We start from the raw sequence: 24821 nt of genomic DNA, 5'->3' as shown, positions 1-24821 counted from the left end.
CTCAACAGCCCGCATAGGCGGCGCCACCGCTATAGGGCTCGGCCCTGAACGTCGCCGTCGACATCAGGACGTTGACCGACTTGTTCTTGTAGACCGTCGAGGATCCTCCCGCGAACAGCTTGGTAAAGTAGCTCGTCGGGTAGAGGATCTGTACCACCACGTATTGCCCGCCCGAGCCGGGGCAGAACGTGTTCAGCGTTGCATCCAGGGGCGGCATGAGCAGCGCGCTCTTCGCCGAATTGACGTAGGAGTAGTAGCCGGTCTGGGTCGACGTGGCCGGGACGATGGTGACGTTCACGAATACGTCATTGCAGGTGAAGTTCGCCGGCAGTTTCGGGCACACGATCGTGGTCCGGAACGTGGTCGCGTTCATGCCGGCGGTCGAGACGGCGCCCGTCATCACCGCACGGGCGCTGCCTCGCGCGGCGGAATCGAGCGCCGACATCATGAAGAAGGTGTAGCCGACCTCGAACGCACCCATCAGCGTTAGCATGAACGGCACGATGAGAAGGCCGAACTCGACAGCCGTCGTCCCCGTCCGGTCGCCGCGCAACCGCCGGATCGCCGTCGCGCAGGTGTGAAACGAAGATGCCATCTGGCGGCGCAACACTCCCAGTGGGGAGTCATCACCCTGCAGGCAAAGATCTAATGATTCATTCAACCGTTGCGTGAAAATTGGCGACGCATCGAATATGCCCCAAGTGGCGCGAAAGCATCCACCGACGCGATAGTCGCCGCGTTCAATGCCCCATTAAGGCGTTGACATGGGCCGCCACGGAGCGGGACAGGCCCTCCAGGCTGTAGCCGCCTTCGAGCACCGAGACGATGCGCCCCCCCGCGCTGCGCTCGGCGGCCTCCATCAGCCGTCGCGTCGCCCAGGCGAAATCCTCGGCCTCGAGGCGCAGGTTGGCGAGCGGGTCGAGCCGGTGCGCGTCGAACCCGGCGGAGATGATGACGAGGTCCGGCCGGAAGGCTTCGAGGCGCGAGAGGATGCCCGCCTCGAACACCTCGCGGAACACCTCGCCGTCGTCGTTGGCGCGCAGCGGCACGTTGACGATCGTATCCTTGTTGCCCCGCTCGGAGGCCGCTCCGCTGCCCGGATAGAGCGGCATCTGGTGGGTGGAGCAATAGAGCACCGCCCCGTCGTCCCAGAAGATGTCCTGGCTGCCGTTGCCGTGATGGACATCCCAATCGACCAGCGCGACGCGGTCGACGCCGAAGGCGGCGCGGGCATGGCGGGCGGCGATGGCCGCATGGTTGAACAGGCAGAAGCCCATCGCCTGCATCCGCTCGGCATGGTGGCCCGGCGGGCGCATGGCCACGAAGGCGTTGCTGCATTCGCCGCGCATCACCGCGTCCACGGCATGGACCGCGCCCCCGGTCGCCCGGAGGGCGGCTTCCATGCTGCCGGGCGAGAGGATCGTGTCGGAATCGATGCCGACCATCCCGTGCTCCGGCACGGCGGCCATCAGGGCGTCCACATATTCGGCCGGGTGGGCGAGGGTGGCCACGGCGGGCTCGGCGCGCGGTGCCTGGACCCGCACCAGGGACGCGAACCGCTCGTCCTCCAGGGCACGCTCGATCGCCCGCATCCGCGCCGGCCGCTCCGGGTGCCCCTCGGGCACCACATGGTCGAAGCTCGCGGGATGGCTGACGTAGAGGGTCGTCACGCGGGCTGTCTCCCGAAATCCACTCTGTCACGCCGCCGCAACAGCAGCGGGCAATGTGCCACGCCGCGAGCGTGCGGACTACGGGTCGTCAGCGGCCCAGGTTAAGGATCGGAGGTTTTCCGACATCTGTCTGATTCGCACACTGGTTGATTGGGGCACGATCATGCGGGCGCTGGCGATCCTCGCGGCGACGGCGCTGCTGGCCGGATGCAGCTTCAAGGCGGTGCCCGACCCCGCCGTCTCGGCCCGTGACGCGTCCTTCATGGCGCTGGTCCCGGAGGCCGAGTTCGATCCGCACTTCGCCCGCTACGAGGTGAACGACCCGACCCACGAGCCTCCGGGCACCATCGTGGTGGAGACGAAGGAGCGCCAGCTCTACCTCGTGCAGCCGGGCGGCAAGGCCCTGCGCTACGGGGTCAGCGTCGGCGACGAGGCCTATGGCTGGAACGGCACGGCGGTGATCGACCGCAAGGCCGAATGGCCCGCCTGGAACCCTCCGGCCGAGATGATCAAGCGTTGGCCGCAGGTCCACGCCATGCAGGGCGGCCCGGCCAACCCGCTCGGCGCCCGCGCCCTCTACCTCTCGGACAAGGGGCGCGACACCCTCTACCGGATCCACGGCACCAACGAGCCGGAGAAGATCGGGCAAGCGGTCTCGTCGGGCTGCATCCGCATGCGCAACATCGACGTGATCGACCTCTACAATCGCGTGCCTGTCGGGGCCTCGGTCATCGTCCGCTAACGAAACCCGGCAACGTTCGAATAAGGCTCTCTCGTTGTCAGGTGTTTACCTGAAGAGCCGTTCAGATTTGGCTGTTAACCTCTGGAAGATCAGCCGCCCCGTACTGTCGGATACACGGAACGACAGGGACGACCTCACAGAAGGTCGCGGAGGCAGGCGAAGATGATCCAGATCTCGGTTGAACAATTCTGCAACCATGCGGTCTCATCGGGCGGCATCTCGCCGGAGGACCTGCTGGTCCTGAAGCGCGAGGTGATCCCGGACGGCATCACCCGGCGCGAGGAGGTCGACCTGCTGGTCGCCCTGGAGCGCGCGGTGCCGGCGTCCGAGGATTTCGCGGATTTCCTCGTCGCGACGGTGGTGGATTACGTGGTGTGGGGCGAGCGCTCCACCGGCTACGTCGACCGCGAAACCGCCACCTGGCTCGCCGCCACGTTCGCCGGCCGCTCCGGCCCGAGCCCGGTCGCCGCGCGGATCGCGCAGGAGATCGTCCGCGAGGCGCAAGGGTCCGCCGAGGCGCTCACCGCCTTCGCCCTCGAGGCGAACCGCTGGATCCGCGAGCCGGCCGCCCGCTCGCGCCGGCACTTCGCCCTCGCGGCGTGAACCGCCTATCGGTACAGCTTCCGTCCGCGACACATCTGCTCTATCGGAACGAATAAGCCGGTGTGCAATCCGGCGATCCGATGCAGGGCGGCCCGAAGGATGTTCGACAAGATTCTGATCGCGAACCGCGGCGAGATCGCCTGCCGGGTGATCAAGACCGCGCGGCGCATGGGCATCAAGACCGTGGCGGTCTATTCGGATGCCGACCGGGATGCCGTGCACGTGGCGATGGCCGACGAGGCCGTCCATATCGGCCCGGCCGCCGCGTCGCAGTCCTATCTCGTCATCGAGAAGATCGTGGAGGCTTGCAAGCAGACGGGCGCGCAGGCCGTGCACCCCGGCTATGGCTTCCTCTCCGAGCGCGAGGCCTTCCCGAAGGCGCTCGAAGCCGCCGGCATCGTCTTCATCGGCCCCAATCCCGGCGCCATCGCCGCGATGGGCGACAAGATCGAGTCGAAGAAGGCCGCCGCCGCCGCCAACGTGTCGACCGTGCCGGGCTTCCTCGGCGTCATCGACAGCCCCGAGCACGCGGTGACCATCGCCGACGAGATCGGCTACCCCGTGATGATCAAGGCCTCGGCCGGCGGCGGCGGCAAGGGCATGCGCATTGCCCATTCCGCCGATGAGGTCGCGGAGGGCTTCGCCCGCGCCAAGTCCGAGGCTTCGTCCTCCTTCGGCGATGACCGGGTGTTCGTGGAGAAGTTCATCACCGACCCGCGCCACATCGAGATCCAGGTCATCGGCGACAAGCACGGCAACGTCATCTACCTCGGCGAGCGCGAGTGCTCGATCCAGCGCCGTAACCAGAAGGTGATCGAGGAGGCGCCGTCGCCGCTGCTGGACGAGGAGACCCGTCGCAAGATGGGCGAGCAGGCCGTCGCCCTCGCCAAGGCAGTGAACTACGATTCCGCCGGCACGGTCGAGTTCGTGGCGGGGCAGGACAAGTCCTTCTACTTCCTCGAAATGAACACCCGCCTGCAGGTCGAGCATCCCGTCACCGAGATGATCACCGGCCTCGATCTGGTCGAGCTGATGATCCGCGTCGCGGCCGGCGAGACGCTGCCCCTTTCGCAGGAGCAGGTGAAGCTGAACGGCTGGGCTGTGGAAAGCCGCGTCTACGCCGAGGACCCGACCCGCAACTTCCTGCCCTCCATCGGCCGGCTGACCACCTATCAGCCCCCGGAGGAAGGTCCGCAGGGCGAGGCCATCGTCCGCAACGACACCGGCGTGGAGGAGGGCGGCGAGATCGCGATCCACTACGATCCGATGATCGCCAAGCTCGTCACCTGGGCGCCGACCCGCCTGGAGGCGATCCACGCCCAGGCCGAGGCGCTCGACGCGTTCGCCATCGACGGCATCCGACACAACATCCCGTTCCTGTCGGCCCTGATGGCGCACCCGCGCTGGCAGGAAGGACGGCTCTCCACCGGCTTCATCGCCGAGGAATTCCCGAGCGGGTTCGCCGCGCCGGAGCCCGAGGGCAAGGTCGCGACGCGGATGATGGCGGCGGCAGCGGCCATCGACCACAAGCTCAACCAGCGCAAGCGCGGCATCAGCGGCCAGATGCGGGCGCCGGGCCTGTTCGCCTTCGAGAACGAGCGCGTGGTGACGCTGGCCGGCGAGCGCTTCCCCGTGACCGTCGAGACCGACGGTGAGGGCGTGATCGTCACCCGTGAGGACGGTGCGGCCCTGCACGTTGCCAGCGACTGGCGCCCCGGCCAGCCGGTCTGGATCGGCACCATCGACGGCGAGCGCTGCGCCATCCAGGTGCGCAGCCTGCTCAACGGCGCGTTCCTGCAGCATGCCGGCGCGGCGGCCGAGGCGCGGGTGTTCACCCGCCGCGAGGCCGAGCTCGCCGCCCTCATGCCGGTGAAGGAGCAGGCGGGCTCCGGCAAGCAGGTGCTCTGCCCGATGCCCGGCCTCGTGAAGCAGATCCTCGTGGCCGAGGGCCAGGAGGTGAAGAACGGCGAGCCCATCGCGGTGGTCGAGGCGATGAAGATGGAGAACGTCCTGCGGGCCGAGCGCGACGCCACGGTCGGCAAGATCCACGCGAAGGAAGGCGACAGCCTCGCCGTCGACGCGGTGATCCTCGAATTCGCGTGAGCCGCAGGCGAAGGTGACGGCGGTCCACAACGAGCAGACGAAGCTCCTGGCGACGGCGTTGAACAACGTCGCCGTCGCCTACGTCGTCATCGGTTTCGTGACGCCGATGACCGCTTTCAGCTTCGGCGTGTCGACCGCACCGCCGCTGAAGCTCGCCACCCTGCTGTTCGTCTTGCTCTGGCTTTGCGCCGGGGGCATCATACATTGGACGGCGAGACGGGTGCTTCGGAGCCTGAGGCTATGAGTTCCGGTGAGATCTTCGTCATCTTCGTGATCCCGGCGGCGGGCGTCATCCTCGCCTATGCCGCGATGCGCGCCAATGAATGGGCGGTCGCTCGGGCCCGCCAACGGGGCGAGTGATCGCGCCGCTGCGTCGCGGGAGTTGCCGCTCTACTTCGCCTACGGCGCCAACATGGACGCCGCCGCCATGGTCCTGCGCTGCCCGGTCTCGCGCCTGATCGGCCGGGGGCGTCTGGCGGGCCACCGCTTCATCGTCATGCGCGAGGGCTACGCCTCGGTGGTGCGCGATCCGGCGCGGGTCGTCCACGGCGTGCTGTGGGAACTGGCCCTCGACGACATTCCGGCCCTCGACCGCTACGAGGGCGTCGCGAGCGGCCTCTACGCCAAGGCGAGCCTGCCCATCCGCACCGATACAGGCGTGCGCCGGGCGCTGATCTATCTCGGGCGCTCGACGGCGCCGGGGCGGCCGAGGCCCGGCTATCTCGAAGCGGTGCTCGCGGCGGCCTCGGCGGCGCAATTGCCGGCGCCCTATCTCCGGGAGATCGGCGGCTGGCTGCGCGGGCCGCCCGCCTCACAGCCGTCAGCGCCTCGCGAGGCTCGCTAAGACGAAGGCGATTCGCATGACAGAAGACCATCGCGCTGCCCATGACGGCGCAAATCGCACCGTCTCCGTCATCGTTCGGGGCCGCGTCCAGGGCGTGTCGTACCGCGCCTGGACCAAGGACAAGGCGGATGGGCTCGGCCTCTCCGGCTGGGTGCGCAACCGCCCTGACAAGAGCGTCGAGGCCCTGTTCAGCGGGCCTTCCGACGCGGTGGAGCGAATGCTCGGCCTGTGCCGCAACGGCCCGCTGCTGGCCCGCGTCGACGATGTGGCCGTCACGGAGGGCGCCGAGGCGCCCGCCTCGCCCGGATTCACCGTCGAGCGGGGCTGATCGTCAGTCGAAACGGGTTCTGCCCCGGCGATCCGGCTGATAAGCCCCGACGATCATGACCGACCTGTCCGCCGCCGCACCCGGCTTCTCGCCCCTCGACCTCGCGGCCCTTCTCTATTTCCTCGCGGCGTGGACGGCCTACGGCCTCGGTGTCGGCCGCCTGAGGGGCCGCCGCATCTCGCTCAGCCGCATCATGGACCGCCACCGGGAGAACTGGGCGCGGCAGGTGATCGTGCGGGACAACCGGGTGGTGGACACGCAGATCAACGCGTCCTTGCAGAACGGCACGGCCTTCTTCGCGTCGACCTCGCTGATCGCCCTGGGCTCGGTGCTCACCCTGTCGCGCTCGGGCGACGACGTGATCAACCTGTTCGCGACGCTGCCCTTCGGCACCGTGGCCAACCGGTTGACCTGGGAGGTGAAGGTGGCGGGTCTCGCCTGCGTCTTCACCTACGCGTTCTTCAAGTTCGCCTGGGCGTACCGGCTGTTCAATTACAGTGCGATCCTCCTGGGCGCCGTTCCGCCGAAGGGCGCGGACGTGCCGGAAACGGAGATGCTGCGCACGGTCAGCCGGATCGCCGCCATGAACGTCAGCGCGGGCAGCCATTTCGCCAGGGGCCAGCGCGCGTTCTTCTTCGCGCTGGCCTATCTCGGCTGGTTCGTGAGCCCGATCATCCTGTTCGGCTCAACCACCTTCGTCGTGTGCGTGATGTTTCACCGGCAATTCCTCTCGCGCATCCGGCGCGAGTTGCTCGCCCTGGGCGAGTGCGAGCACGAAGGCCCATTGGGCGGGAGACAGCGATGAGCGCGGATGTCGAAGCCATCGCGGAGACGATGCTGCGCCTGGTCGACGAGCGGGGGGCCGGCAAGACGATCTGCCCCTCGGAGGTGGCGCGTGCCCTCGGCGGACCGCATCCCGATGGGTGGGGGCCGCTGATGCAGCCGGTGCGGCGGGTGGCCGTGCGCCTCGCCCATGAGGGGCGCGTCGTCATCATGCGCAAGGGCCGCCCGGTGGACCCGGACGACTTTCGCGGCATCTACCGGCTGGCGCTGCCCGAGGATGGCGGCGAGGCCGGCGCCGGCAGCCAATCGGGGATGTAGCCCGCCATCCGATAGGCCACGAGGCCGATCCATTCCTTCACGGCGAGATCGAGCTGCAGCAGCCCGTCCGAGGCGAAGCCATGGAAGTGGAGTAGGTCGCGCCAGCCCTTGGTGCGGTAATCGACGGGGAAGGCCTCGACGGTGAAGCCCGCCTGCCGGAAGCAGCCGACCGCGCGCGGCATGTGCCACGCCGAGGTGATGATCAGCCAGCGCTCGCCGGGCTTGGGGTGGACGAGATCGGCCGTGAAGGCGGCGTTCTCCCGCGTGTTGCGGGAGCGGTTTTCCAGGATCATCCGGCTGCGGGGTATGCCGATCGCGTCCGCGTGCCGGCTGACGATGTCGGCCTCCGAGACCCCGCCGCCGATGAAGCCGCTGCCCCCGGAAAAGACGAGCCGTGCCTGCGGGAAGCGACGGGCGAGGTCGGCGAAGTAGACCGGCCGCTCGCCCGCATCGTTGACGATCACCTGATCCCGCGCCTCGGACAATCCGGCCTCGATGGCGCCGCCGAGCAGGATGATGCCGGTCGGCGCGGGCGTGTCCGCCTCGTAGGGCGGGAAGCGCTGCTCCAGGGGAAGGAGGGCGAGTTCCGACAGCGGCGCCATCCCCGCGAGCAGCAGGCCGACCGTGCCGGTGAAGGCGAGGGCCGTGCCCGTGCGGCGCAGCCGCGTGGCGGCGAGGAGGACCACGCCCGCGACGCTCAGGAAGATCAGCAGGTTCGAAGGGGTGATTAGGAAGAAGATCACCTTCGACAGCGGGAAGAACATGCCTCTCAGGCCGAGCCTGTTTCGGCCTCGAACCGCGCGAGGGCGGTCGAGTCCGGCGGCAGCAGCCCGTAGAGACTGGTGCCCTTCTCGGCCTCCCGTTGCAGCCACAGGTCGAGGCGCTGCTGCTCGACGGCTTCGAGGGCGACCTGTTCCGCCAAGTCCGGCGGGATCACCACGACGCCGTCCGGACCGCAGACCACGATGTCGCCGGGATGCACCGCCGCGCCGCCGCAGGCGATCGGCTGCCAGCTGCCGGCGAGGGTGAGGCCGCCCGCTGCCGCGCCCTGCGCCGCCCAGACCGGCAGGCCGACCTCTTCCGCCACGGTGGCGTCGGTGACGAGGCCCGCCGCGCCCCGGCTCGACAGGCGCCCGGCGAGGATGGCGCCAAAGGGCAGGTTGCGGCCCGTGCCGGCGGCATCGATCACCACCACCGCGCCCTCCGGCACCGATTCGATGGCCGTGGCGAGGTCACCGATGCCCTCGCCCCGCGCGGGCACCATGCGGAGCGTGTGGGCAGGGCCGACGATGGTGGTGCCCGACCGCCGCGCGAGGTTCGCCGGGGCGAAGTCGCGCAGGCCCGCCCGTTCGAGAGCCCGCGTGATGCTGGCCGTCGTGACGGCGCTCAGGGCATCGCGCAGGGTGGGGTCGATGGCCATACGGACGCTCCGGCTCAGGTTTGCCATGGGGGGATGGCGTGACCCCGGCGGCAACGCAAGCGCCGCCTTCCCCGATCCACTGCCTCAGCCCACAGGCTCGGCGAGGGCGCGGGCGGCGCCGGGCCGGGCGGCGATGCGCTCGTACCAGCGGCGCAGGTTCGGGCGGTCCTGCCGCTCGGCCGGCAGGTTCAGCCAGCGATGCGTGGCGCAGCCCAGCGCAATGTCGGCGATGCTGAAGCTCTCGCCCACGGCATAGTCGCGCCCGGCGAGATGCGCGTCGAGAATCGCCGCATAGACCTCCGAGGCCGTCAGCGAAGCGGCAATGAGGCTGCGGTTCGGATCGGCCGAGCGGAACAATTGCCAGAAGGCGTCGCGCATCGCCGGGGTGAAGCTCGTCGCCTGCCAATCGAGCCACTGGTCGATCTGGGCGCGCTGGCGCGGGTCGATGGGGGGCGCGAGCACGGGGCTCAGCGAGGCGACGTAGCGCATGATCGCGTTCGACTCCCACAGGACGAAGCCGTCCTCCTCCAGGGTCGGCACCAGCCCGTTCGGGTTCATGCTGCGGTAGGCCGGCTCGCGCACCACGCCGAAGGCGCCGCCCGCGTCGAGGCGCTCGTAGGCGAGTTCCGCCTCGTCCAGTGCCCAGACGGCCTTCTGGACGTTCACCGAACTCAATCGGCCCCAGAGCCTGCGCATCATCGGGTCTCCTTGGGTGGGTAGGGGTGCGCCCGGCCGGCGGGGTCGGTCACGTCCAGGCCGGTTTCTGTTTCGCTCAGGTAGTTCGGCCCGATCGGCACCTTGCCGTGCCCGCCGGGGATGTCGAGCACGAAGGTCGGCTGCGCGAGACCGGAGAGGCGCCCCCGTAACCCGCGCATCAGCGCCTGCCCCTCCGCGATGCCGGTGCGCAGATGGCCCGTACCCGGCGCAAGATCGCCGTGATGGAGGTAATATGGCTTGATGCGGTTCTCCACGAAGGTCCGCATCAGCGCTTCCAGGGTGGCGGCATCGTCGTTGACGCCGCGCAGTAGCACCGATTGGCTCACCATCGGGATGCCGGCCCCGACGAGCCGTGCGCAGGCCTCGCGGGCCTGGGGCGTGAATTCGCGGGGGTGGTTGGCGTGGAGCGCCACGAACACCGCGCCGCCGAACCCGGACAGGGCCTCGACCACCGCGTCGGTCACGAGGGCGGGCTGCACCACCGGCACGCGGGTGTGGAGGCGCAGCACCTTCACATGGGGGATGGCGCCGAGCCGCTGCGCGATCATGCCGAGGCGCCGGGGCGAGAGGGCGAGCGGATCGCCCCCCGTCAGCACCACCTCCCAGATCGCCGGATCGGCCGCGATATAGGCGAAGGCCGCCGCGAACTCGGCCTCGGTGAGGGTGCCGAGCCCGTCCGGTCCTACGCTCTCCCGGCGGAAGCAGAACCGGCAATAGACCGGGCAGACATGGAGCGGCTTCAGCAGCACCCGGTCGGGATAGCGGTGGATCAGGCCGGGCAGCTTTTCGTGAGCGCCGTCGCCGATGGGGTCGGCGCGCTCCTCCGGCGTGGCGATCAGTTCCTCGGCGCGGGGCACGAATTGGCGGGCGATTGGGTCGGCCGGGTCCGCGGGGTCGATCAACTCGGCCATGTCGGGGGTGATCGACAGGGCGTAGCGCGCCAGCACCGGCCGCAGCGTCGCCAGATCGGCCTCCGTGACGAGGCCGGCTTCGGTCAGTTGCTCCGGGTGGCGCAGGATGCCGCTCACGGGGGGGTCTCCGCGACGGGCGTCCAGAGAACGTCCTCGATCCGCCCGGCGCCGCAGGCCAGCATGACGAGCCGGTCGAAGCCGAGCGCGATGCCCGAGGCTTCCGGCATATGGGCGAGGGCGGCCAGGAAATCCTCGTCCACAGGGTAGCGCTCGCCGTAGACGCGCTCCTTCTCGTCCATCTCCGCTTCGAAGCGGCGGCGCTGCTCGGGCGGGTCCGTCAGTTCGCCGAAGGCGTTGGCGAGTTCGACGCCGCAGGCATAGACCTCGAACCGTTCGGCCACGCGGGGATCGTGCGGCGAGGGCCGGGCGAGGGCGGCCTCGCTGATCGGGTACTCGCACAGGATCGTCGGCCGCCCCATGCCGAGATGCGGCTCCACCTTGGCCACCAGCACCCGCGAGAACAAGTCCGCAAAAGTGTCGTCCGCCGCCACCCGCAGCCCGGCCTCCGCGACGCCGGCCGCGAGGCGATCCCGATCGGTGGCGCCATCGGCCGCGATGCAGGCGAGGAGGTCGATGCCGGCGTACCGGTCGAAGGCCTCCGCCAGGGTCAGACGTTCCGGCTCGGCGAAGGGGTCGGCCTCGCGGCCCCGCCATGTGAAGGTCCGCGCTTCGGCCGTCTCGGCGGAGAGCGCCATGAGCGCGGCGGCGTCGCGCATCAGCGTCTCGTAGCCCTCGCCGGCGCGGTACCATTCGAGCATCGTGAATTCGGGATGGTGCAGCGGCCCGCGCTCCCGGTTGCGGAAGACATGGGCGAAGCTGAACAGCCGGGGCTCGCCCGCCGCGAGCAGCTTCTTGCAGGCGAATTCCGGCGAGGTGTGAAGGTGAAGCGCCGTGCGCGCGCCGCTAGCGCCGATGGCCTGCGTCGAGAAGGCCGAGAGATGCGCCTCGTTGCCGGGGGAGACCTGAAGGCAGGCGGCCTCGATCTCCACGAAGTCGCGCGCCTCGAACCACGCGCGGAAGCGGGCGGTGATTCGGTTGCGCAGCATCAGCCTCGGCCGCCGGTCGGCGTGCCGGGCAGGCGTCCACCAGGGGGAGGGGGCGTCAGCCACGATGCGGGCGCTCCGGGGGAAGTCGCGTGGCGCGGCTGGCAACCGAACCGCGAATGAGATAGGTGCGGACATCCGCTCGCGGAACTGCGCCTTCCGCGCGCCGCCAGAACCTCGTCAATTTAGGACCATTTCCCGTGAAGGTGATCGCCTCGACGCTCCGCAAGGGCAACGTCGTCGAAAAAGACGGCAAGCTGTATGTGATCCTGTTCGCGGAGAACATCCACCCTGGCAAGGGTACCCCGGTCACGCAGCTCGACATGCGCCGCATCACCGACGGCGTGAAGGTCTCCGAGCGTTACCGCACGACCGAGCAGGTCGAGCGCGCCTTCGTCGAGGATCGTGAGCACACCTTCCTCTACAACGACGGCGAGGGGTTCCACTTCATGAACCCCGAGAATTATGAGCAGATCGCCGTGCCGGAGGATGTGGTCGGCGATGCCGCCCCGTACCTGCAGGAAGGCATGGCGGTGATGCTGTCGGTCCATAACGGCGTGCCGCTGACCATCGAGCTGCCCCAGCGCGTGACCCTCGAGGTCGCCGAGACCGAGCCGGTGCTGAAGGGCCAGACCGCTTCGTCCTCCTACAAGCCCGCGACGCTCTCGAACGGCGTGCGCACCACGGTGCCGCCGCACATCGCCGCCGGCACTCGCGTGGTCGTGATGACCGCCGACGGTGCCTATGTCGAGCGCGCCAAGGACTGATCAGCGCGCGCCGTCGCCCTCGGCGACGGCGTAGCAGTTCCGCGACAGCGCCTGGGCGCGGGCGCGCTCCTCCACGGAGTAGGGGCGCCCATCGTCCCGGAACAGATCCTCGCGCACCAGCGCCTCGCTGGTGCAGCGGGCCGCGACCCGGCAGGGGCCGCTCTCGCCGCCGCCTTGCGTGCACATGGCGAGGTAATCCGCCCGGAACGCCTTGAGCCCAGCCTTCGGGTTCGGCCCGATCACCTGCGCCAGCAGGAAGGCGAGGCCGAACAGCAGCGGCTGATGGATGAGGTACACCGCGAGGCTGTGCCGCCCGGCGAAGGTCGCCGTCCGGCCCAGGGTTCCGCGCGGCGCCCAGGTGCCGAGGCGTGAACGGGCCAGCAGCGGCAGGCCGAGCCGCCCCAGCACGATCCCGACCAGCACCAGCCCGAACCACGGGAACAGCGGAACGTAATCGTTGGTGCGCGGGGTGATCCGCCCGAGCCCGATGAACCACAGCATCGGGGAATCCAGCCAATCCGCCTGGACATAGAGGGGCGCGGTGAGGATCGCGGCCGCCACGGCGAGCGTCACCGGCCAGGGCAGGAACAGGAACGGCAGCCCGATCACGCTCGCGACCGTGATGCAGTGGAGGATGCCGAAGAACACATAGGCATCCGGGAAGACGATGCGGGTGGCAATGGTGACGGCAAGCGCTCCGGCCGCGATCCGCCCGAGGCGGATGAGCGTCGGACGAAGGCGGATGCCCCGGCCGTTCATCAGCACCAGCCCGATGCCGACGAGGATCAGGAAAGAGCCGGCAATACATTCCGCCGCATGGCGCCCGATGGCGGTGGCGGCGTAGTTCTCCGGTGTCAGCCGCAGGTTGCCGAGGTCCCACAGGGCATGGAAGCACGCCATGGCGAGCAGGGCGACGGCACGGGCGACGTCGATGACGGGCAGGCGCCGCGAGGTGGCGGTGCTGGACGGGGAAAGCGCGACCATGCCTCGCTCAAATCATGGCCGGGCCGCCGCCGCTACAGCTTTCGTGCTCTCGCGATCGTGACCACGCGCCCGCAAAGTCGCAGTGAAGGCCTCGATCTGTCTTCGCTTCGGTTGAAGCGGCAATCGGCGATTGGTTTGTGCGCAGGGCGGCTGGACAGCTTGTCCTTACGGTCCGCTCAAAACTGTTGCGGGCCTGCCGCCCTGCGCAAGATTGCAACGCGGGCGGGCTCGGTTGCCGGCCAAATGGGCTTCCAGCGATTCAGGACTTCGTTAATCTTATCTCGTGAGCGCGCAACGCGATTCAGTGTAGGTAGTTTCGGCCATGTCTGACGAACGCGGATCCGGGCCGGAGATCCCCCAACTGCCTGAGGGGCAGGCCGCCGAGCACGTCGAGGAGCCGCTGCACCTCGTCGAGGTGGCGGGGCGCATCAAATGGTTCGACGTCGCCAAGGGCTTCGGCTTCATCGTCCCCGATGACGGGTCGCCCGACGTCCTTCTGCACGTCACCTGCCTGCGCCGGGACGGGTTCCAGGCCGCGAGCGAGGGCGCGCGCATCGTCGTGGAGGCGGTCCAGCGTCAGCGCGGCTGGCAGGCCTTCCGGGTCGTGTCCCTCGACCAATCGGCGGCGCTCCATCCCTCCGAACTGCCGATGCCGCGCACCCATGTTACGGTGACGCCGACCAGCGGCCTCGAGACGGCGGTGGTGAAGTGGTTCAACCGTCTGCGCGGCTTCGGCTTCCTCACGCGCGGCGACGGCACGCCCGACATCTTCGTCCACATGGAGACCCTGCGCCGCTACGGCATCGCCGAGCTGAAGCCGGGAGAAGCGGTGCTCGTGCGCTACGGCGACGGCTCCAAGGGCGTGATGGCCGCCGAGGTTCGGCTGATCGATGGCGGTCTCCCCGTCTCGCATTGAATCCGAACACGATTCGGTGTCGGGAGGACGCGTCGCGCTTCCCTCAAGGACGCGCTATGTCAGTGCGTTCACGGGCCATGACGGCCTGTCCCGCGTGAGGCTCGATCCCTTGATCAGCGTGTCCCGATCCGCCCGCCTTGTCGCCTCCCTCCTCGTCGCCGGGATCGGCCTCGCGCCTGCCGCGATGGGAATCGCCGCGGCGCAGACCGTCGTGAAGGCCGCTCCGGTGCCGACCGAGCCGCTGACCATCGCCACCCAGGGCGGCGCACGCCGGTTCTCGGTCGAGGTGATGCGCGATGATGCCGGGCGCAGCCGCGGCCTGATGTTCCGCCGCCACATGGCCCCCGACCACGGGATGCTGTTCGATTTCGAACGCAGCGAGCCGGTGACGATGTGGATGAAGAATACCTATCTCCCGCTCGACATGGTCTTCATCCGCGAGGACGGCACGGTCACCCGCGTCGCGGCGGATACCGAGCCGCTCTCGACGGCGATCATTCCCTCGAACGGCCCCGTCCTCGCCGTGCTCGAACTCAATGCCGGCACGGCCGCCAAGCTCGGCATCAAGCCGGGCGACCGAGTCGAGCATCCGATGTTCGCCAAGCGCTGAGTTTCGGCCCGCCATACCGGCGGGGCATGGCGAACAGGAGTGGAACAGACGCTTGACGGGAGACGTGTTCCGGGTCAGTGTTCGTGGAACGTTCCATTAACAGTTGGGGCTTCCCGATGAGCGGCGCGGTCTCCGTCGAACTCTTCCGCAACGCCGAGTGGTCCGTCCAGGAGGACGGTCTGGAGCATCGCGGCACGGGCTATTTCATCTCCCGCGGGACGGTCGCCGCGCGCCGGGCCGAGCGCCTGTGGGACTGGCCCTTACAGATGGCCGAGAAGGGCTGGTGCCGCCCGAGCCTGTTCCGTGAGGCCTTCCTCACCGCCCTCGACCGCTTCGGGATCGAGCGCGATACGGACCTGACACGCTCCTTCGCCCTGGGCTTCGGCATCCGCGCGGTGGATGACCGGACGCCGGACGGGTTCGTGAAGCTCGCCGAGGTGCTGCGCCCGCGCGAGACCCCGGCCGCCATCCCGGCTCGCCGCGCCGCTCCGCGCTACGCTACCGTCTGATCCCCTTCGACCGAAAACAAAAGGCCCCGGCGATTCCCATCGCCGGGGCCTTTGTCGTTCGGGGTCGGCTTATCAGGCCGCGAGGGCCAACCGATCCTCGGCGTCGTCCGCCTGGGCGGCCATGAACTGGGCCCGGGCGAGGTCGGCGAAGCGGCCATCCTGGGCGACGAGGTCGTCAAAGGTGCCGCTCTCCACGATCCGGCCCTCGTGGAAGACCAGGATCTTGTCCGCGTTGCGGATGGTGGCGAGGCGGTGGGCGATCACGAAGGTCGTCCGGCCGTCCATCACCGCTTCGAGTGCGCCCTGGAGCTTGCGCTCGGTGGAGGCGTCGAGGGCCGAGGTCGCCTCATCGAGGATGAGGATCGGCGGGTTCTTGAGAAGGGCGCGGGCGATGGAGAGCCGCTGGCGCTCACCGCCCGAGAGTGACCGGCCGCGTTCGCCGATCACCGTGTTGAGCCCATCCGCTTGGCGGGCCATGAACTCGCCGGCCTGGGCGCGGTCGAGCGCTTCCAGCATCTCGGCGTCGGTCGCGTCCGGACGGCCGACCTGCAGGTTCTCGCGGATCGAGCGGGCGAAGAGCATCGGCTCCTGGAACACCACGCCGATGTTGTGGCGCAGCGACGAGAGGGCGATGTCGCGCACGTCGAGCCCATCGATGCGGATCGCGCCGGAGGCCGGGTCGAAGCTGCGGTGCAGGAGGCCGAGCGTGGTCGACTTGCCCGAGCCGGTGGTGCCGACCAGCGCGATGGTCTCGCCGGGCTTGGCCGAGAAGGACACGCCGTCGAGCGCCTTGCGCCGTCCGTCATAGCTGAAGCCGACCTCTTCGAAGGTGACCTCGCCCTCGAAGCGGGCGACGTGCTTGGCGTGCGGCCGGTCGGCCACGGAAGGCACCGTGTCGTAGATCGCGAAGAACTCGGCGATCTTCGGCGTCTGCTGGAACAGGCCGTTCACGAAGCCGACCACGTGGTCGAGGCGCGAGACCAGGGCGGTGGCGAGGCTCATGAAGGCTACGACCTCACCGACCGTGGTCGCGCCGGTTTGATAGAGCGAGATGCCGGTGACGAAGATCGCGGTCATGGTGATCGTCGCCGAGGCGCGGGTCGCGACGTTGGCGAGCGCCCACCAGGACAGGACCGGGATCTGCGCAGCGAGCAGCTTGGCGATGATGTCGCGCATCGCGTCCTTCTCGGCCTTGGCGCGGGTGAAGGACTGGATCACCGCGACATTGCCAAGGGCGTCGGAGGCGTGGGCGGCGAGGCCCGAATTGAAGTGCTCCACCTGGCCCTGAAGGGTCTCGGTGCGGCGCATGACGAAGGTGGTCAGGGCCGTGAAGGCGAGGACCAGCACCACGAGGATCGAGCCGAGCTGCCAGTTGATGAACAGCGTCATCGGCAGGAGCACGCCGAGGGAGACCAGGGCAACGAGGTGGTCACGGAAGAAGCCGAGCCACAGCCACGCCATGCCGTTCGTGCCCTCCAGCATCGCCTTGAGCACGCGGCCGGAATGGTTGGCCGAGTGGAAGGCGAGCGGCAGGTCGAGCACGTGCTCGAAGAAGGCGGCCATGCTGGAGAGGCGGTTGCGGTGCGACAGCCGGTCGGAATGCAGGGCGATGAACACCCCGGCGCCGATGGTAAAGAATCCGAAACCAACCCAGGCCAGGATCAATGGCAGCATCTGGGTCATGGCGTTGCCGCCGCGGTTCAGGTGCGTGAGCCCGTCGATGATGCGGCCCATGAGTAGAGGTTCGGCGAAGGCCGCCACCGCCAACAGGACGTTGGCGAGGGCGAGCGAAATCGCGAGCCGCCGCTCGGCCTTCAGGAAACCCAGAACCCGTCCGTACAGACGAACCATCGTACCGCTCCGCCGCCGGCTCCGGCCCGTTCAGGCTTCGGAACCGCCCCTTCGTCATCGTGCGAGGGCAATGCCCCCTTGTGACGAGGGGCTTATGCCGTGTCCCGGCTGAACGGGCGATGACGGGATGTGACAGGATCCCCGTCCTTTACCGTTCTTTCAGCACGCCGGCCTAACGCTACCGGCGGGTGCGCCGTGAGTCAGATCCGGCGCCCCTCGAAATCGGGCCAGGCCACATCTCATGGATCTCGCGACCGCACTAGGGCTCTTGTCCGGCGTCGGCGTCGTCATTGGCCTCATCATGCTCGATGGCGGGCATTTCGGCGCCTACGTGTCGGAACACGCCATGGTGGTGGTGTTCGGCGGCGCCACCGCCGCGACCATGATCCGCTTTCCCTTCTCGACCATCATGCACGGCATCCCGATGGGCCTGCGGTTCGCGTTCATGACGCGCTCCGTGAAGCCGATGGAGCTGATCGAGGAACTCACCCGGATCGCCGACGTGGTGCGGAGGTCGGGGCCGATGGCCCTGGAGAACATGGAGATTTCCGATCCGTTCCTCGCCCAGGGCGCACGCTACATCGCCGATGGCTACGACCGGGAATTCATCCGCGACACGATGGAGCGGGACCGCGACAACTTCCTGCTGCATCTGGACGAGGGCTCGAAGGTGTACCGGGCCTATGGCGACTGCGCTCCGGCCTGGGGCATGATCGGCACGATCCTCGGGATGGTGGCGATGTTCGCCAACATGTCCGACCCGTCGAAGCTCGGCCCGGCCATGGCGACGGCCCTGCTCGCCACCCTTTACGGGGCGGTGATCGCCAACCTGATCACACTGCCGCTCGCCGACAAGCTGCACGTCAAGCTCGAGGAGGAGGACGTCTCCCGCTCCCTCATCATCGACGGCATCCTGCTGATCCGCGACCAGAAGAGCGCGACGCTCGTGCGTGAGATGCTGGTCGCCTACCTGCCGCACAACAATCGAGACGCGATCTTGGAGGCGGCGGCCTGACATGGCCAGGCGGAAGCGCGGCGGCGCGCATGGCGGCCACGGCTGGTTCGTCACCTTCGCCGACCTGATGGCGCTCCTCATGAGCTTCTTCGTCATGGTCGCCGCCTATTCGACGCAGGACCAGAAGAAGCTCCAGCTCGTGGCCGGCTCGATGCGCGACGCGTTCGGCGTGGCCAAGGATTCGCGCTTCGCCGGCATCACCGAGGCGGACGGCATCCCGGCCGCCGACCGGCTCAAGAACCTGCGCAACATCCCGCCGGAAAGGGCCACCGACCGCACGACGCCCCCGTCCATCGACCAGAGCGCCGAGGACGGCTTGAGCGATGCCGGCGAGCCGGAGAATTTCGGTCTCGCCGCCGCCTCCCTGCGGCAGGCGCTTCAGCAGATGCCGGACTTCGCCGAGATTTCGAAGAACGTCGTGATCACCCGTCACGAGAAGGGGCTCGACGTCTCCATCGTGGATCAGGACGGGCGCTCGATGTTCCCGGATGGATCGACACGGCCGAACGAGCTCACGCGGCAGCTTCTCGAAAGGCTCGCCCCGGCGCTGCGGAAGATGCCGAACCGCATCGTCATCACCGGCTACACCGCCACCGACCGACCGGGCCGCCGCCCGCCCGCGCCCCCGTGGCAATTGTCCGCCGGACGGGCGATCAGCGTGCGCGACATCCTGGCCGGGGCCGGCGTGCCCGATGATCGCTTCAGTACGGTGGCCGGAAAGGCCGACACCGAGCCGCTGTTCCCGGACGACCCCTACATGCCGGCCAATCGCCGGGTGACCATGACGCTTCTGAGGGAAGCGCCGCCGACCCCGCTGATGAAGGGCATCCCCTAAGCCGCCTCAGCGCGCGGTGAGCAGCGCCCAGTACACCTTGTACTTGGAGCCGGGCGCGTAGGCCGTGGCGATGCCCATGCGCGCCGCATTCGGATCGAGCATCGTCGCGTTGTGGGGCGGGCTCTCGCGCCAGCCGGAGAAGGCCTCGGCCAAGGTGTGGTAGCCCGCCGAGAGATTGGCGTTCACGTCCGTATAGCCGAGGCGCGTCACCGCCGCCTTCACCGTCTGCGCCTTGCTCGGGCGGTCGGCGGCGGCCATGGCGGCGACCTCGGTTTCGGCCAGCCTCTGCAATTCCGGATCGACGGTGAGCGGTCCCGCCCCATGGTTGCGGCGGTAGGACGAGATCATGTCCCGCGCGGTCTCGGTATCGACCTGCGCGGTGTTCGACGCGAGCGGCAGATACAGCGCCGGCACGACATTCGTCGTCGGCGCGTTCGCGGCACAGGCGCCGAGGAGCGCCGTGGCCGCCAGCATACCCGCCAGATTGATTGCTGTCCGTCCGCCCCACCCGATCACGCCCGACATCCCCCATCCCCCCCGTGGAAGGCGGCATATAATCATGGCGCCCGCACTGTACATCCGGGGTGAAAGGTGACCGTGTGTTTACCGGACGCAGGCATTCTGATCGCGCACAAGACGAACGCGGTGAGATGTCAGGATCCGCCGAGCCCACCTCCTCCCCCACCGATGGCGACGATGCCGACGCGCGGATCGCGATCCAGGCGGCGATCATCCGCGCGCAATCGGCGCTTCTGCGCCGGCAAGACGGGATCTTGCGGCAGGCCGACCTGCCCGGCGGTGTCGGATTGTGGTCGTGCCGCCTGCGGGACGAGGCGCTGGAATGGTCCGGCAACAGCTTCGATGTCTTCGGTATGCGCAGGGGGAGCCGCCTCCAGCGGTCGCGCATCCTGGACATGTACGAGGCGTCCTCGCTCCGGCTGCTGAACGTGTTGCGCAGCAAGGCTTTGGCGCGCATCTGCAATTTCGAGTTCGACAGCGAGATCGTCACGCCCCTGGGCGAGCGGCGCTGGCTGCGGACGCGGGCCGGCATCGAGACGCGGGCCGGCGTTCCGGTGCGCCTGTTCGGCACGCATCAGGACATCACGGCCGATATCGCGCGGCTCGCCGAGCTTCACCGGAGCGCCGATCTCGATCCGCTCACCGGCCTCGCCAACCGGCGCGCCTTCGAGCGCTGCTTCCACGAGCCGGATGGCTGCCATGGACTGCCGCCGGGAGCGCTGATCCTGATCGACCTCGACGGGTTCAAGGCCATCAACGATGCGCATGGCCACGTGGCGGGCGACGCCTGCCTCAAGCGCGCGGCGGCGCGGCTCGCGCGAATTTGTAGCGGGGCCGACCTCGTGGCCCGCCTCGGAGGCGACGAGTTCGCCGTGCTGGTCCCGCCGCCGGCCGAGCCGGCCGCCCTTCGCACCCTCGGCGCGGCCATCGTCGCCGGCCTCGGGCGGCCCTTCGCCCATGCCGGCCTCGTGCTCACGGTCGGCGCCTCGGTGGGCATCGCCCGCGCGCGGACGGGACCGACGCGGGACCTCTTCGCCCGCGCCGACGCCGCGCTCTATGCCGCGAAGGCATCCGGTCGCAACATGGCGCTGCTCGACCATGAGATCGGTGAGCGGCCCACCGCGACGCAGGGCCGCCGCTAGTGCAGTGACGCACTCACTCCGTTCATGCGTCTCTGCACTAGCTCCCTGTTTTTGCATCAATTTTTCCAGACACGGCTGACGCCTTTGTCTGGATCGATGCACTAGAGCGGCGCGGCCGGAATCGTCTCGGGCGCCGGACTCTTCGCATTCTCCTGGGTCGGGCGTACGAAGGTCTTGGCGATCGCGCCCATCGCGTTCTGCATGTCGTCGAGCCCCTGGACCGTCACGATGCTCGCACCTGGACCCAGCGGCGGGATCAGTCCCTGCTCGGTCAGTGTCCTGAACACCGCGAAGTTCAGGTCCGTCTGCACCTTGAGGCCGAGCGACACGTCGCTGATCCAGGCCAGCAGCTCGAATTCGAGGAAGGTGTCGCCGATCTTGCGGAACACCACCCGCGGCGGCGGATCGCGCACCACGTTGGGATGCGCGTCGGCGCAGCCGGTGATGAGTTCCGCCGCCTTCACCGGATCCTGGTTGCGCAGGACGTTGACGGTGAGAGAGAGCCGCCCGGTGCGGTCGCCCCGCACCCGGTTCTTCACGATGCCGGAGATGAGGTTCGAGTTCGGCACAATGACCGCCGAGCGGTCGAAGGTCTGGATCTCGGTGGAGCGCACGGAGATGCGCTTCACGATGCCCTCGGAATCGCCGATCACCACCTGATCGCCCACGCGGATCGGCCGCTCCCACAACAGGAGCAGGCCCGAGACGAAGTTGTTGACGATGGATTGGAGACCGAAACCGATACCGACGGACAGCGCGCCGGCCACGATGGTGATCTTCTCGAGGCTCAGGCCGAGATACGAGAAGGCCATCGCCAGCGCGAGCAGGAAGCCGCAATAGCCCGCGACCGTCGAGATCGAGTTGCGCAGGCCCGCATCGAGGTCCGTCGCAGGCAGGTAGGTCTGATCGAGCCAGCGCTGGATCGCCCGGGTGACGATCACGCCGATCGCCAGCACCCCGATCCCCAGCACGATGGAGGACAGGGAGATCGTCACCCCGCCGACCTGGAAGCCGAAGAAGGCCGAGCGCATCGAGGAGGTGATGTCGGTGGAATCCAGGCCCCAGGGCGCCAGGATCAGCAGGGCCGCGACGAGGATCAGCACCACGCGGGCCGCGCCCGTCGCCAGCACCGAGATCTGGTTGAGCGAGCGTTTGCGCAGGCCGGTATTGGCTTGCAGTGCCGTGGCGAGACGGCTCTCGTCGGTGAGCGCCTTGCCGAGGAACGTGTCGACGCTCTGCACGAGCAGGTACAGCACCACGAGGATGCAGGTCGCCCAGATCAGCTGGTCGGTAAGGAACGTCGCCAGCGCGACATAGCCGCCGAGCGCCGCGAAGCCGATCACTACCACCGCGACCCAGCCGACGAGTCGGGCCGGTCCGCCGATGCCGGTGGTGGTCTTGGTGGGCACGTAGGGGCCGAAGCAGGCCTCTTCCTCCTGTTCCGTGTCCGCGAAACGGTGCAGGCCGATGGCGAGGATCAGCGAGGTCGCCACGGCGCCGATGCCGCGCGTCGCGATCGAGATGGTGAGCGCCGCCGAGATGCCGGAATTGAGCGCCTCCACGGATTTCACCACCGTTGCAATGGTGGCGATGCTCACCGCGAGCAGCTTCAGGCGCGTCGCCGCCGAGTCGCTGACCGGGGCGGGGCGCCAGGCCGGCTTGTCCGGGCTCAGCAGCCCGTCGCACAGGGCCTCGACGGCGGCGATGAAGGCGAGCCCGCCGAGGATCGCACCCGCGACCGGCAGGAGCCGGGACGGGAGCAGGTTGGTCTCGTCGAGGGCGTAGAACACCGCGTAGGAGCCGGCCACCGCCGGCACCGTGCCGACGAGGATGACCCGCCACGCCCCCATCAGCGTCGCCCGGCGGGAGGGTTCGGTCTTATTCTCGTCGCGGCGGGCGGCGCGGGGCGCGATGTTGCGGCGGCCGAAATACAGGGCCACCGATACGCCGAAGGCGAGGCCGAGGAGCAGCAGGTTGCCGATGCTGCCGTTGCGCGAGAACAGCACTCCGATATCCGTCACCGCGCTCTGCAGCGAGCGCATATCGCGCGGCATGTCGGCGGCCACCTTTTCCCACAGGCTGGGGCTGATGAGCGGGTGCGTGCGCTGGAACAGGTCGCGGGTGAACGAGGCGCGGCGGCGGTTCGAGACCCGGTCCACCAGCTGGTCGCCCTGCACCACGAGGGAGCGGGCGAGGCGCTGGGTCTCGTCGATGCGGGTGACGGCGGCTTCGCGCTCGGCGCGCTGCTGCGCGACGTCGGCGCTCTCCTCACCCTCCTTCGGCTTGGGGCCGAGCTGCGACAGGCGCTCGCGGGCGGAGGCCAGGGGGTCGTCCAGCCGGCTGACGATGGCGCGCACCTCGTCCGTCACCGTGGTGACGGAATCGCGGATGGTTGAGAGGTCGGCGGCGGTCAGGTCGGTGTGGCCAAGTTCCTTCTCGCGCTTGTCGAGTTCGGACTTGGCCTCGTCGAGCTTGGCGCGGACGATCTTGAACTGCTCCGGCGGCTCAACCTGTGCGACGGCCGGCTTCGCGTCGGGCTTCTTGGCCTCGGCGGGTTTCGCGGGGGCTTGGGTGGCAGGCCCCTGGGCGGCGGATGGCGCTTGTGAGGCTGGCGGCGCTTGGGTCGCGGGACCCTGGGCAGAGGCGGGGAGGGGGGAGGCAAGGCACAGGGCTGCCCCGAGGGCGGCCAGAAACGCGAGCGGCGTGGCGTGAAGCCGGCGCGGGCCGTGCGGCGTGGATACGCGCACTGGCGAAAACAGCATGAGCAAACCTCTCGACGGGTGGCCAGATTGGCGCCGGGATGCGGGGCCACAGGCGATTCGCGGGCGAGTCGCGACGGGCAGGCCGCGCGAGGCGGCGGTTTCGCCAGACGAATAAGGCCAAAGCGTGCGTGACCCAACCCCCGCCGCCGGATTGTCCCTGTGCGGGCGCGAAAACCGAAAGGGATGTGGGTGCGTCCCTGCGACAGGCGCGAAAAGCTTCACAAGGGTGTCACGGTGGGATTAGATGAAGCCCTTATGGACAGGGCCTTTTCGTCACTAAGCGAAGGGGCGCGGCCGACGGATTTAGCGTCCCGGCCCGGCCGCGTACCGTATCCGAGTGCCAGCCCCGGCGTGTCTTCGCGCCGGCTTCCGGCCCTGTCGCCCATCCGCATCCACATTCCGACACCGCGCGAGGCGCGCGACGGGACCCCCCCCACGGCGGTCTCTCGACGCCGCTCGCCGCCTGTTCCCGGTCGCGAGAGCGGCGGGTGGGCGGGGCGCGGGCCACTTCCCGCGCGCTGGACGCGCCAAAGATAGCCGTGAGCGAGACGCGCCGATGATGGACCTTCAAACCCTCGTCCTGAACGCGGATTATCGGCCGCTCTCCTACAATCCGTTGTCTCTGTGGTCCTGGAAGGATGCGTTCACGGCCCTGTTCCTCGACCGTGTGACCCTTGTGGCCAGCTACGACGTGGAGGCGCGCTCCCCCTCGCGGTCGCTGCGGGTGCCGAGCGTGGTGGCCCTGAAGAACTACGTGGCCCTGGCGCGCAGCCCGGCCTTCACCCGCTACAACATCTACCTGCGCGACGGCTTCGCCTGCCAGTATTGCGGCCTGCGCCTCCCCTCGGGCGGCCTGACCTTCGACCATGTGGTGCCACGCTCGCGGGGCGGCCTGTCGAGTTGGGACAACGTCGTCGCGGCCTGCTCGCCCTGCAACCTGCGCAAGGCGAACCGCACGCCCGAGGAGGCCGAGATGCCGCTCATGAACGCGCCGCGCCGGCCGACGCGGTACGAGTTGCACCATCGCCAGCCGGAATTCGACCACCGGCAGTATCACCACACCTGGCTCGACTATCTCTACTGGGATAGCGAGCTGGAGAGCTGATCAGCGGCCGTAGGTGCCGTAGGGCGAACGGATGCCCGGCGGCTCGTTGTAGAGCGGCACGGAATTGTTGCGCGGCAGGTAGCCGCTGACGATCGCGGGCGGCCCGGCAAAGGGCGGCGGGGCCACCGGGCGGCGGTAGACGCGCACATGGCGGGGCGGAGCGTCGGAGAAGGCGTCCTCCCGCGCCACGGCGGGGGTGAACCCGCCGCACAGCAGGATCGCGAGCAGGGGCAGGCCGAGAGCCCGCGAACCGCGTGTCATGGA

Annotated in this window: 28 protein-coding genes; 16 read left to right on the top strand and 12 right to left on the bottom strand. The window is 68.9% G+C overall.

All coding sequences use genetic code 11. The features are described from left to right. Position 1 precedes the first annotated feature (1 nt). Entirely contained in the window at positions 2 to 595 is a 594-nt protein-coding gene (locus ACS5Q7_RS05635) for a TadE/TadG family type IV pilus assembly protein (RefSeq protein WP_478338429.1), read from the bottom strand. A 145-nt stretch (positions 596 to 740) separates the two neighbouring features. Next, positions 741 to 1670: a histone deacetylase family protein gene (locus tag ACS5Q7_RS05630; protein ID WP_478338428.1), complete on the bottom strand. Its 930-nt coding sequence runs from the start codon at positions 1668 to 1670 to the stop codon at positions 741 to 743. 163 nt (positions 1671 to 1833) lie between these two features. Between ACS5Q7_RS05630 and ACS5Q7_RS05625 the strand changes: the two genes are divergently transcribed. The 8 genes from ACS5Q7_RS05625 (at position 1834) to ACS5Q7_RS05590 (ending at position 7391) form a co-directional block, all read left to right on the top strand. Then, positions 1834 to 2412: a L,D-transpeptidase gene (locus ACS5Q7_RS05625; protein WP_478338427.1), complete on the top strand. Its 579-nt coding sequence runs from the start codon at positions 1834 to 1836 to the stop codon at positions 2410 to 2412. 162 nt (positions 2413 to 2574) lie between these two features. Continuing rightward, on the top strand, positions 2575 to 3015 hold the full coding sequence (locus ACS5Q7_RS05620) for a hypothetical protein (RefSeq protein ID WP_478338426.1): 441 nt from the start codon (positions 2575 to 2577) through the stop codon (positions 3013 to 3015). Positions 3016 to 3114: 99 nt separating this feature from the next. After that, complete coding sequence (locus ACS5Q7_RS05615; RefSeq protein WP_342164129.1) at positions 3115 to 5118, top strand: acetyl/propionyl/methylcrotonyl-CoA carboxylase subunit alpha; 2004 nt, start codon at positions 3115 to 3117, stop codon at positions 5116 to 5118. A gap of 13 nt (positions 5119 to 5131) precedes the next feature. Next, positions 5132 to 5362, top strand: a complete 231-nt coding sequence (locus tag ACS5Q7_RS05610) for a hypothetical protein (protein WP_478338425.1) — start codon at positions 5132 to 5134, stop codon at positions 5360 to 5362. Between the two features lie 138 nt (positions 5363 to 5500). Beyond that, complete coding sequence (locus ACS5Q7_RS05605; RefSeq protein ID WP_478338424.1) at positions 5501 to 5962, top strand: gamma-glutamylcyclotransferase family protein; 462 nt, start codon at positions 5501 to 5503, stop codon at positions 5960 to 5962. A 16-nt stretch (positions 5963 to 5978) separates the two neighbouring features. Further along, the gene (locus ACS5Q7_RS05600; protein WP_478338423.1) at positions 5979 to 6290 is read left to right on the top strand and encodes an acylphosphatase; all 312 of its coding nucleotides are present in this window, start codon (positions 5979 to 5981) and stop codon (positions 6288 to 6290) included. 55 nt (positions 6291 to 6345) lie between these two features. Beyond that, positions 6346 to 7095: a DUF599 domain-containing protein gene (locus ACS5Q7_RS05595; RefSeq protein ID WP_478338422.1), complete on the top strand. Its 750-nt coding sequence runs from the start codon at positions 6346 to 6348 to the stop codon at positions 7093 to 7095. Continuing rightward, positions 7092 to 7391, top strand: coding sequence for a DUF3253 domain-containing protein (locus ACS5Q7_RS05590; RefSeq protein ID WP_478338421.1), 300 nt, complete (start codon positions 7092 to 7094; stop codon positions 7389 to 7391). The genes ACS5Q7_RS05595 and ACS5Q7_RS05590 overlap by 4 nt, the downstream gene beginning before the upstream one ends. On the opposite strand, the gene ACS5Q7_RS05585 is transcribed toward ACS5Q7_RS05590, so the two are convergent. The 5 genes from ACS5Q7_RS05585 to epmA form a co-directional block, all read right to left on the bottom strand. Beyond that, positions 7328 to 8155, bottom strand: a complete 828-nt coding sequence (locus ACS5Q7_RS05585; RefSeq protein WP_478338420.1) for a YdcF family protein — start codon at positions 8153 to 8155, stop codon at positions 7328 to 7330. The genes ACS5Q7_RS05590 and ACS5Q7_RS05585 overlap by 64 nt on opposite strands. 5 nt (positions 8156 to 8160) lie before the next feature. Continuing rightward, positions 8161 to 8811, bottom strand: coding sequence for an RraA family protein (locus ACS5Q7_RS05580; protein WP_478338419.1), 651 nt, complete (start codon positions 8809 to 8811; stop codon positions 8161 to 8163). An 84-nt stretch (positions 8812 to 8895) separates the two neighbouring features. Beyond that, positions 8896 to 9507, bottom strand: coding sequence for a glutathione S-transferase family protein (locus ACS5Q7_RS05575; protein WP_478338561.1), 612 nt, complete (start codon positions 9505 to 9507; stop codon positions 8896 to 8898). Continuing rightward, on the bottom strand, positions 9507 to 10556 hold the full coding sequence (locus tag ACS5Q7_RS05570) for a lysine-2,3-aminomutase-like protein (RefSeq protein ID WP_478338418.1): 1050 nt from the start codon (positions 10554 to 10556) through the stop codon (positions 9507 to 9509). Before ACS5Q7_RS05570 ends, ACS5Q7_RS05575 begins: the two co-directional genes overlap by 1 nt. Continuing rightward, positions 10553 to 11608 carry an EF-P lysine aminoacylase EpmA gene (gene epmA / locus ACS5Q7_RS05565; protein ID WP_478338417.1) on the bottom strand — a complete coding sequence of 352 codons (1056 nt, stop codon included), beginning with the start codon at positions 11606 to 11608 and terminating at the stop codon, positions 10553 to 10555. Before epmA ends, ACS5Q7_RS05570 begins: the two co-directional genes overlap by 4 nt. A 134-nt stretch (positions 11609 to 11742) precedes the next feature. On the opposite strand from epmA, the gene efp reads away from it, so the two are divergent. Continuing rightward, positions 11743 to 12309, top strand: a complete 567-nt coding sequence (gene efp / locus ACS5Q7_RS05560; RefSeq protein WP_478338416.1) for an elongation factor P — start codon at positions 11743 to 11745, stop codon at positions 12307 to 12309. On the opposite strand, the gene ACS5Q7_RS05555 is transcribed toward efp, so the two are convergent. Next, on the bottom strand, positions 12310 to 13293 hold the full coding sequence (locus tag ACS5Q7_RS05555) for a heparan-alpha-glucosaminide N-acetyltransferase (RefSeq protein ID WP_478338415.1): 984 nt from the start codon (positions 13291 to 13293) through the stop codon (positions 12310 to 12312). 322 nt (positions 13294 to 13615) lie between these two features. On the opposite strand from ACS5Q7_RS05555, the gene ACS5Q7_RS05550 reads away from it, so the two are divergent. The 3 genes from ACS5Q7_RS05550 (at position 13616) to ACS5Q7_RS05540 (ending at position 15328) form a co-directional block, all read left to right on the top strand. After that, a complete protein-coding gene (locus ACS5Q7_RS05550) occupies positions 13616 to 14209 on the top strand; it encodes a cold-shock protein (protein ID WP_478338414.1) in 594 nt (197 codons plus the stop codon). A gap of 184 nt (positions 14210 to 14393) precedes the next feature. Next, positions 14394 to 14819, top strand: coding sequence for a DUF192 domain-containing protein (locus ACS5Q7_RS05545; protein ID WP_478338560.1), 426 nt, complete (start codon positions 14394 to 14396; stop codon positions 14817 to 14819). Between the two features lie 83 nt (positions 14820 to 14902). After that, positions 14903 to 15328, top strand: coding sequence for a hypothetical protein (locus ACS5Q7_RS05540; protein ID WP_478338413.1), 426 nt, complete (start codon positions 14903 to 14905; stop codon positions 15326 to 15328). Positions 15329 to 15400: 72 nt separating this feature from the next. Here ACS5Q7_RS05540 and ACS5Q7_RS05535 read toward each other — a convergent pair whose 3' ends face one another. Beyond that, on the bottom strand, positions 15401 to 17179 hold the full coding sequence (locus ACS5Q7_RS05535; RefSeq protein WP_478338412.1) for a glucan ABC transporter ATP-binding protein/ permease: 1779 nt from the start codon (positions 17177 to 17179) through the stop codon (positions 15401 to 15403). Between the two features lie 241 nt (positions 17180 to 17420). On the opposite strand from ACS5Q7_RS05535, the gene ACS5Q7_RS05530 reads away from it, so the two are divergent. After that, the gene (locus ACS5Q7_RS05530; RefSeq protein ID WP_478338411.1) at positions 17421 to 18194 is read left to right on the top strand and encodes a motility protein A; all 774 of its coding nucleotides are present in this window, start codon (positions 17421 to 17423) and stop codon (positions 18192 to 18194) included. A 1-nt stretch (position 18195) separates the two neighbouring features. Then, positions 18196 to 19029, top strand: a complete 834-nt coding sequence (locus ACS5Q7_RS05525) for an OmpA/MotB family protein (RefSeq protein WP_478338410.1) — start codon at positions 18196 to 18198, stop codon at positions 19027 to 19029. 6 nt (positions 19030 to 19035) lie between these two features. On the opposite strand, the gene ACS5Q7_RS05520 is transcribed toward ACS5Q7_RS05525, so the two are convergent. Continuing rightward, positions 19036 to 19554, bottom strand: coding sequence for a CAP domain-containing protein (locus tag ACS5Q7_RS05520; RefSeq protein ID WP_478338409.1), 519 nt, complete (start codon positions 19552 to 19554; stop codon positions 19036 to 19038). A 125-nt stretch (positions 19555 to 19679) separates the two neighbouring features. Here ACS5Q7_RS05520 and ACS5Q7_RS05515 point away from each other — a divergent pair, with 125 nt between their 5' ends. Next, positions 19680 to 20690 carry a diguanylate cyclase domain-containing protein gene (locus ACS5Q7_RS05515; protein WP_478338408.1) on the top strand — a complete coding sequence of 337 codons (1011 nt, stop codon included), beginning with the start codon at positions 19680 to 19682 and terminating at the stop codon, positions 20688 to 20690. Positions 20691 to 20791: 101 nt separating this feature from the next. Here ACS5Q7_RS05515 and ACS5Q7_RS05510 read toward each other — a convergent pair whose 3' ends face one another. Next, a complete protein-coding gene (locus tag ACS5Q7_RS05510; protein ID WP_478338407.1) occupies positions 20792 to 23452 on the bottom strand; it encodes a DUF3772 domain-containing protein in 2661 nt (886 codons plus the stop codon). A 556-nt stretch (positions 23453 to 24008) separates the two neighbouring features. On the opposite strand from ACS5Q7_RS05510, the gene ACS5Q7_RS05505 reads away from it, so the two are divergent. Then, positions 24009 to 24557, top strand: coding sequence for an HNH endonuclease (locus tag ACS5Q7_RS05505; protein ID WP_478338406.1), 549 nt, complete (start codon positions 24009 to 24011; stop codon positions 24555 to 24557). On the opposite strand, the gene ACS5Q7_RS05500 is transcribed toward ACS5Q7_RS05505, so the two are convergent. Beyond that, positions 24558 to 24818 (bottom strand): hypothetical protein, encoded by a 261-nt coding sequence (locus tag ACS5Q7_RS05500; protein WP_478338405.1) that lies wholly within the window; start codon positions 24816 to 24818, stop codon positions 24558 to 24560. It lies immediately after the preceding gene. Positions 24819 to 24821: the final 3 nt, after the last annotated feature.

The organism is Methylobacterium sp. Gmos3, from assembly GCF_056430985.1.
Note: the sequence above shows the minus strand (reverse complement) of the source record. Positions and strands in the feature narration are given on the sequence as shown.

Coding starts and splice junctions, on each gene's coding strand:
- ACS5Q7_RS05635 (WP_478338429.1), bottom strand. CDS start 595: ATGGCATCTTCGTTTCACACCTGCGCGACGGCGATCCGGCGGTTGCGC.
- ACS5Q7_RS05625 (WP_478338427.1), top strand. CDS start 1,834: ATGCGGGCGCTGGCGATCCTCGCGGCGACGGCGCTGCTGGCCGGATGC.
- ACS5Q7_RS05620 (WP_478338426.1), top strand. CDS start 2,575: ATGATCCAGATCTCGGTTGAACAATTCTGCAACCATGCGGTCTCATCG.
- ACS5Q7_RS05615 (WP_342164129.1), top strand. CDS start 3,115: ATGTTCGACAAGATTCTGATCGCGAACCGCGGCGAGATCGCCTGCCGG.
- ACS5Q7_RS05600 (WP_478338423.1), top strand. CDS start 5,979: ATGACAGAAGACCATCGCGCTGCCCATGACGGCGCAAATCGCACCGTC.
- ACS5Q7_RS05595 (WP_478338422.1), top strand. CDS start 6,346: ATGACCGACCTGTCCGCCGCCGCACCCGGCTTCTCGCCCCTCGACCTC.
- ACS5Q7_RS05590 (WP_478338421.1), top strand. CDS start 7,092: ATGAGCGCGGATGTCGAAGCCATCGCGGAGACGATGCTGCGCCTGGTC.
- ACS5Q7_RS05585 (WP_478338420.1), bottom strand. CDS start 8,155: ATGTTCTTCCCGCTGTCGAAGGTGATCTTCTTCCTAATCACCCCTTCG.
- ACS5Q7_RS05580 (WP_478338419.1), bottom strand. CDS start 8,811: ATGGCCATCGACCCCACCCTGCGCGATGCCCTGAGCGCCGTCACGACG.
- ACS5Q7_RS05575 (WP_478338561.1), bottom strand. CDS start 9,507: ATGCGCAGGCTCTGGGGCCGATTGAGTTCGGTGAACGTCCAGAAGGCC.
- ACS5Q7_RS05555 (WP_478338415.1), bottom strand. CDS start 13,293: ATGGTCGCGCTTTCCCCGTCCAGCACCGCCACCTCGCGGCGCCTGCCC.
- ACS5Q7_RS05550 (WP_478338414.1), top strand. CDS start 13,616: ATGTCTGACGAACGCGGATCCGGGCCGGAGATCCCCCAACTGCCTGAG.
- ACS5Q7_RS05545 (WP_478338560.1), top strand. CDS start 14,394: ATGGGAATCGCCGCGGCGCAGACCGTCGTGAAGGCCGCTCCGGTGCCG.
- ACS5Q7_RS05535 (WP_478338412.1), bottom strand. CDS start 17,179: ATGGTTCGTCTGTACGGACGGGTTCTGGGTTTCCTGAAGGCCGAGCGG.
- ACS5Q7_RS05530 (WP_478338411.1), top strand. CDS start 17,421: ATGGATCTCGCGACCGCACTAGGGCTCTTGTCCGGCGTCGGCGTCGTC.
- ACS5Q7_RS05525 (WP_478338410.1), top strand. CDS start 18,196: ATGGCCAGGCGGAAGCGCGGCGGCGCGCATGGCGGCCACGGCTGGTTC.
- ACS5Q7_RS05520 (WP_478338409.1), bottom strand. CDS start 19,554: ATGTCGGGCGTGATCGGGTGGGGCGGACGGACAGCAATCAATCTGGCG.
- ACS5Q7_RS05515 (WP_478338408.1), top strand. CDS start 19,680: ATGTCAGGATCCGCCGAGCCCACCTCCTCCCCCACCGATGGCGACGAT.
- ACS5Q7_RS05510 (WP_478338407.1), bottom strand. CDS start 23,452: ATGCTGTTTTCGCCAGTGCGCGTATCCACGCCGCACGGCCCGCGCCGG.
- ACS5Q7_RS05505 (WP_478338406.1), top strand. CDS start 24,009: ATGATGGACCTTCAAACCCTCGTCCTGAACGCGGATTATCGGCCGCTC.
- ACS5Q7_RS05500 (WP_478338405.1), bottom strand. CDS start 24,818: ATGACACGCGGTTCGCGGGCTCTCGGCCTGCCCCTGCTCGCGATCCTG.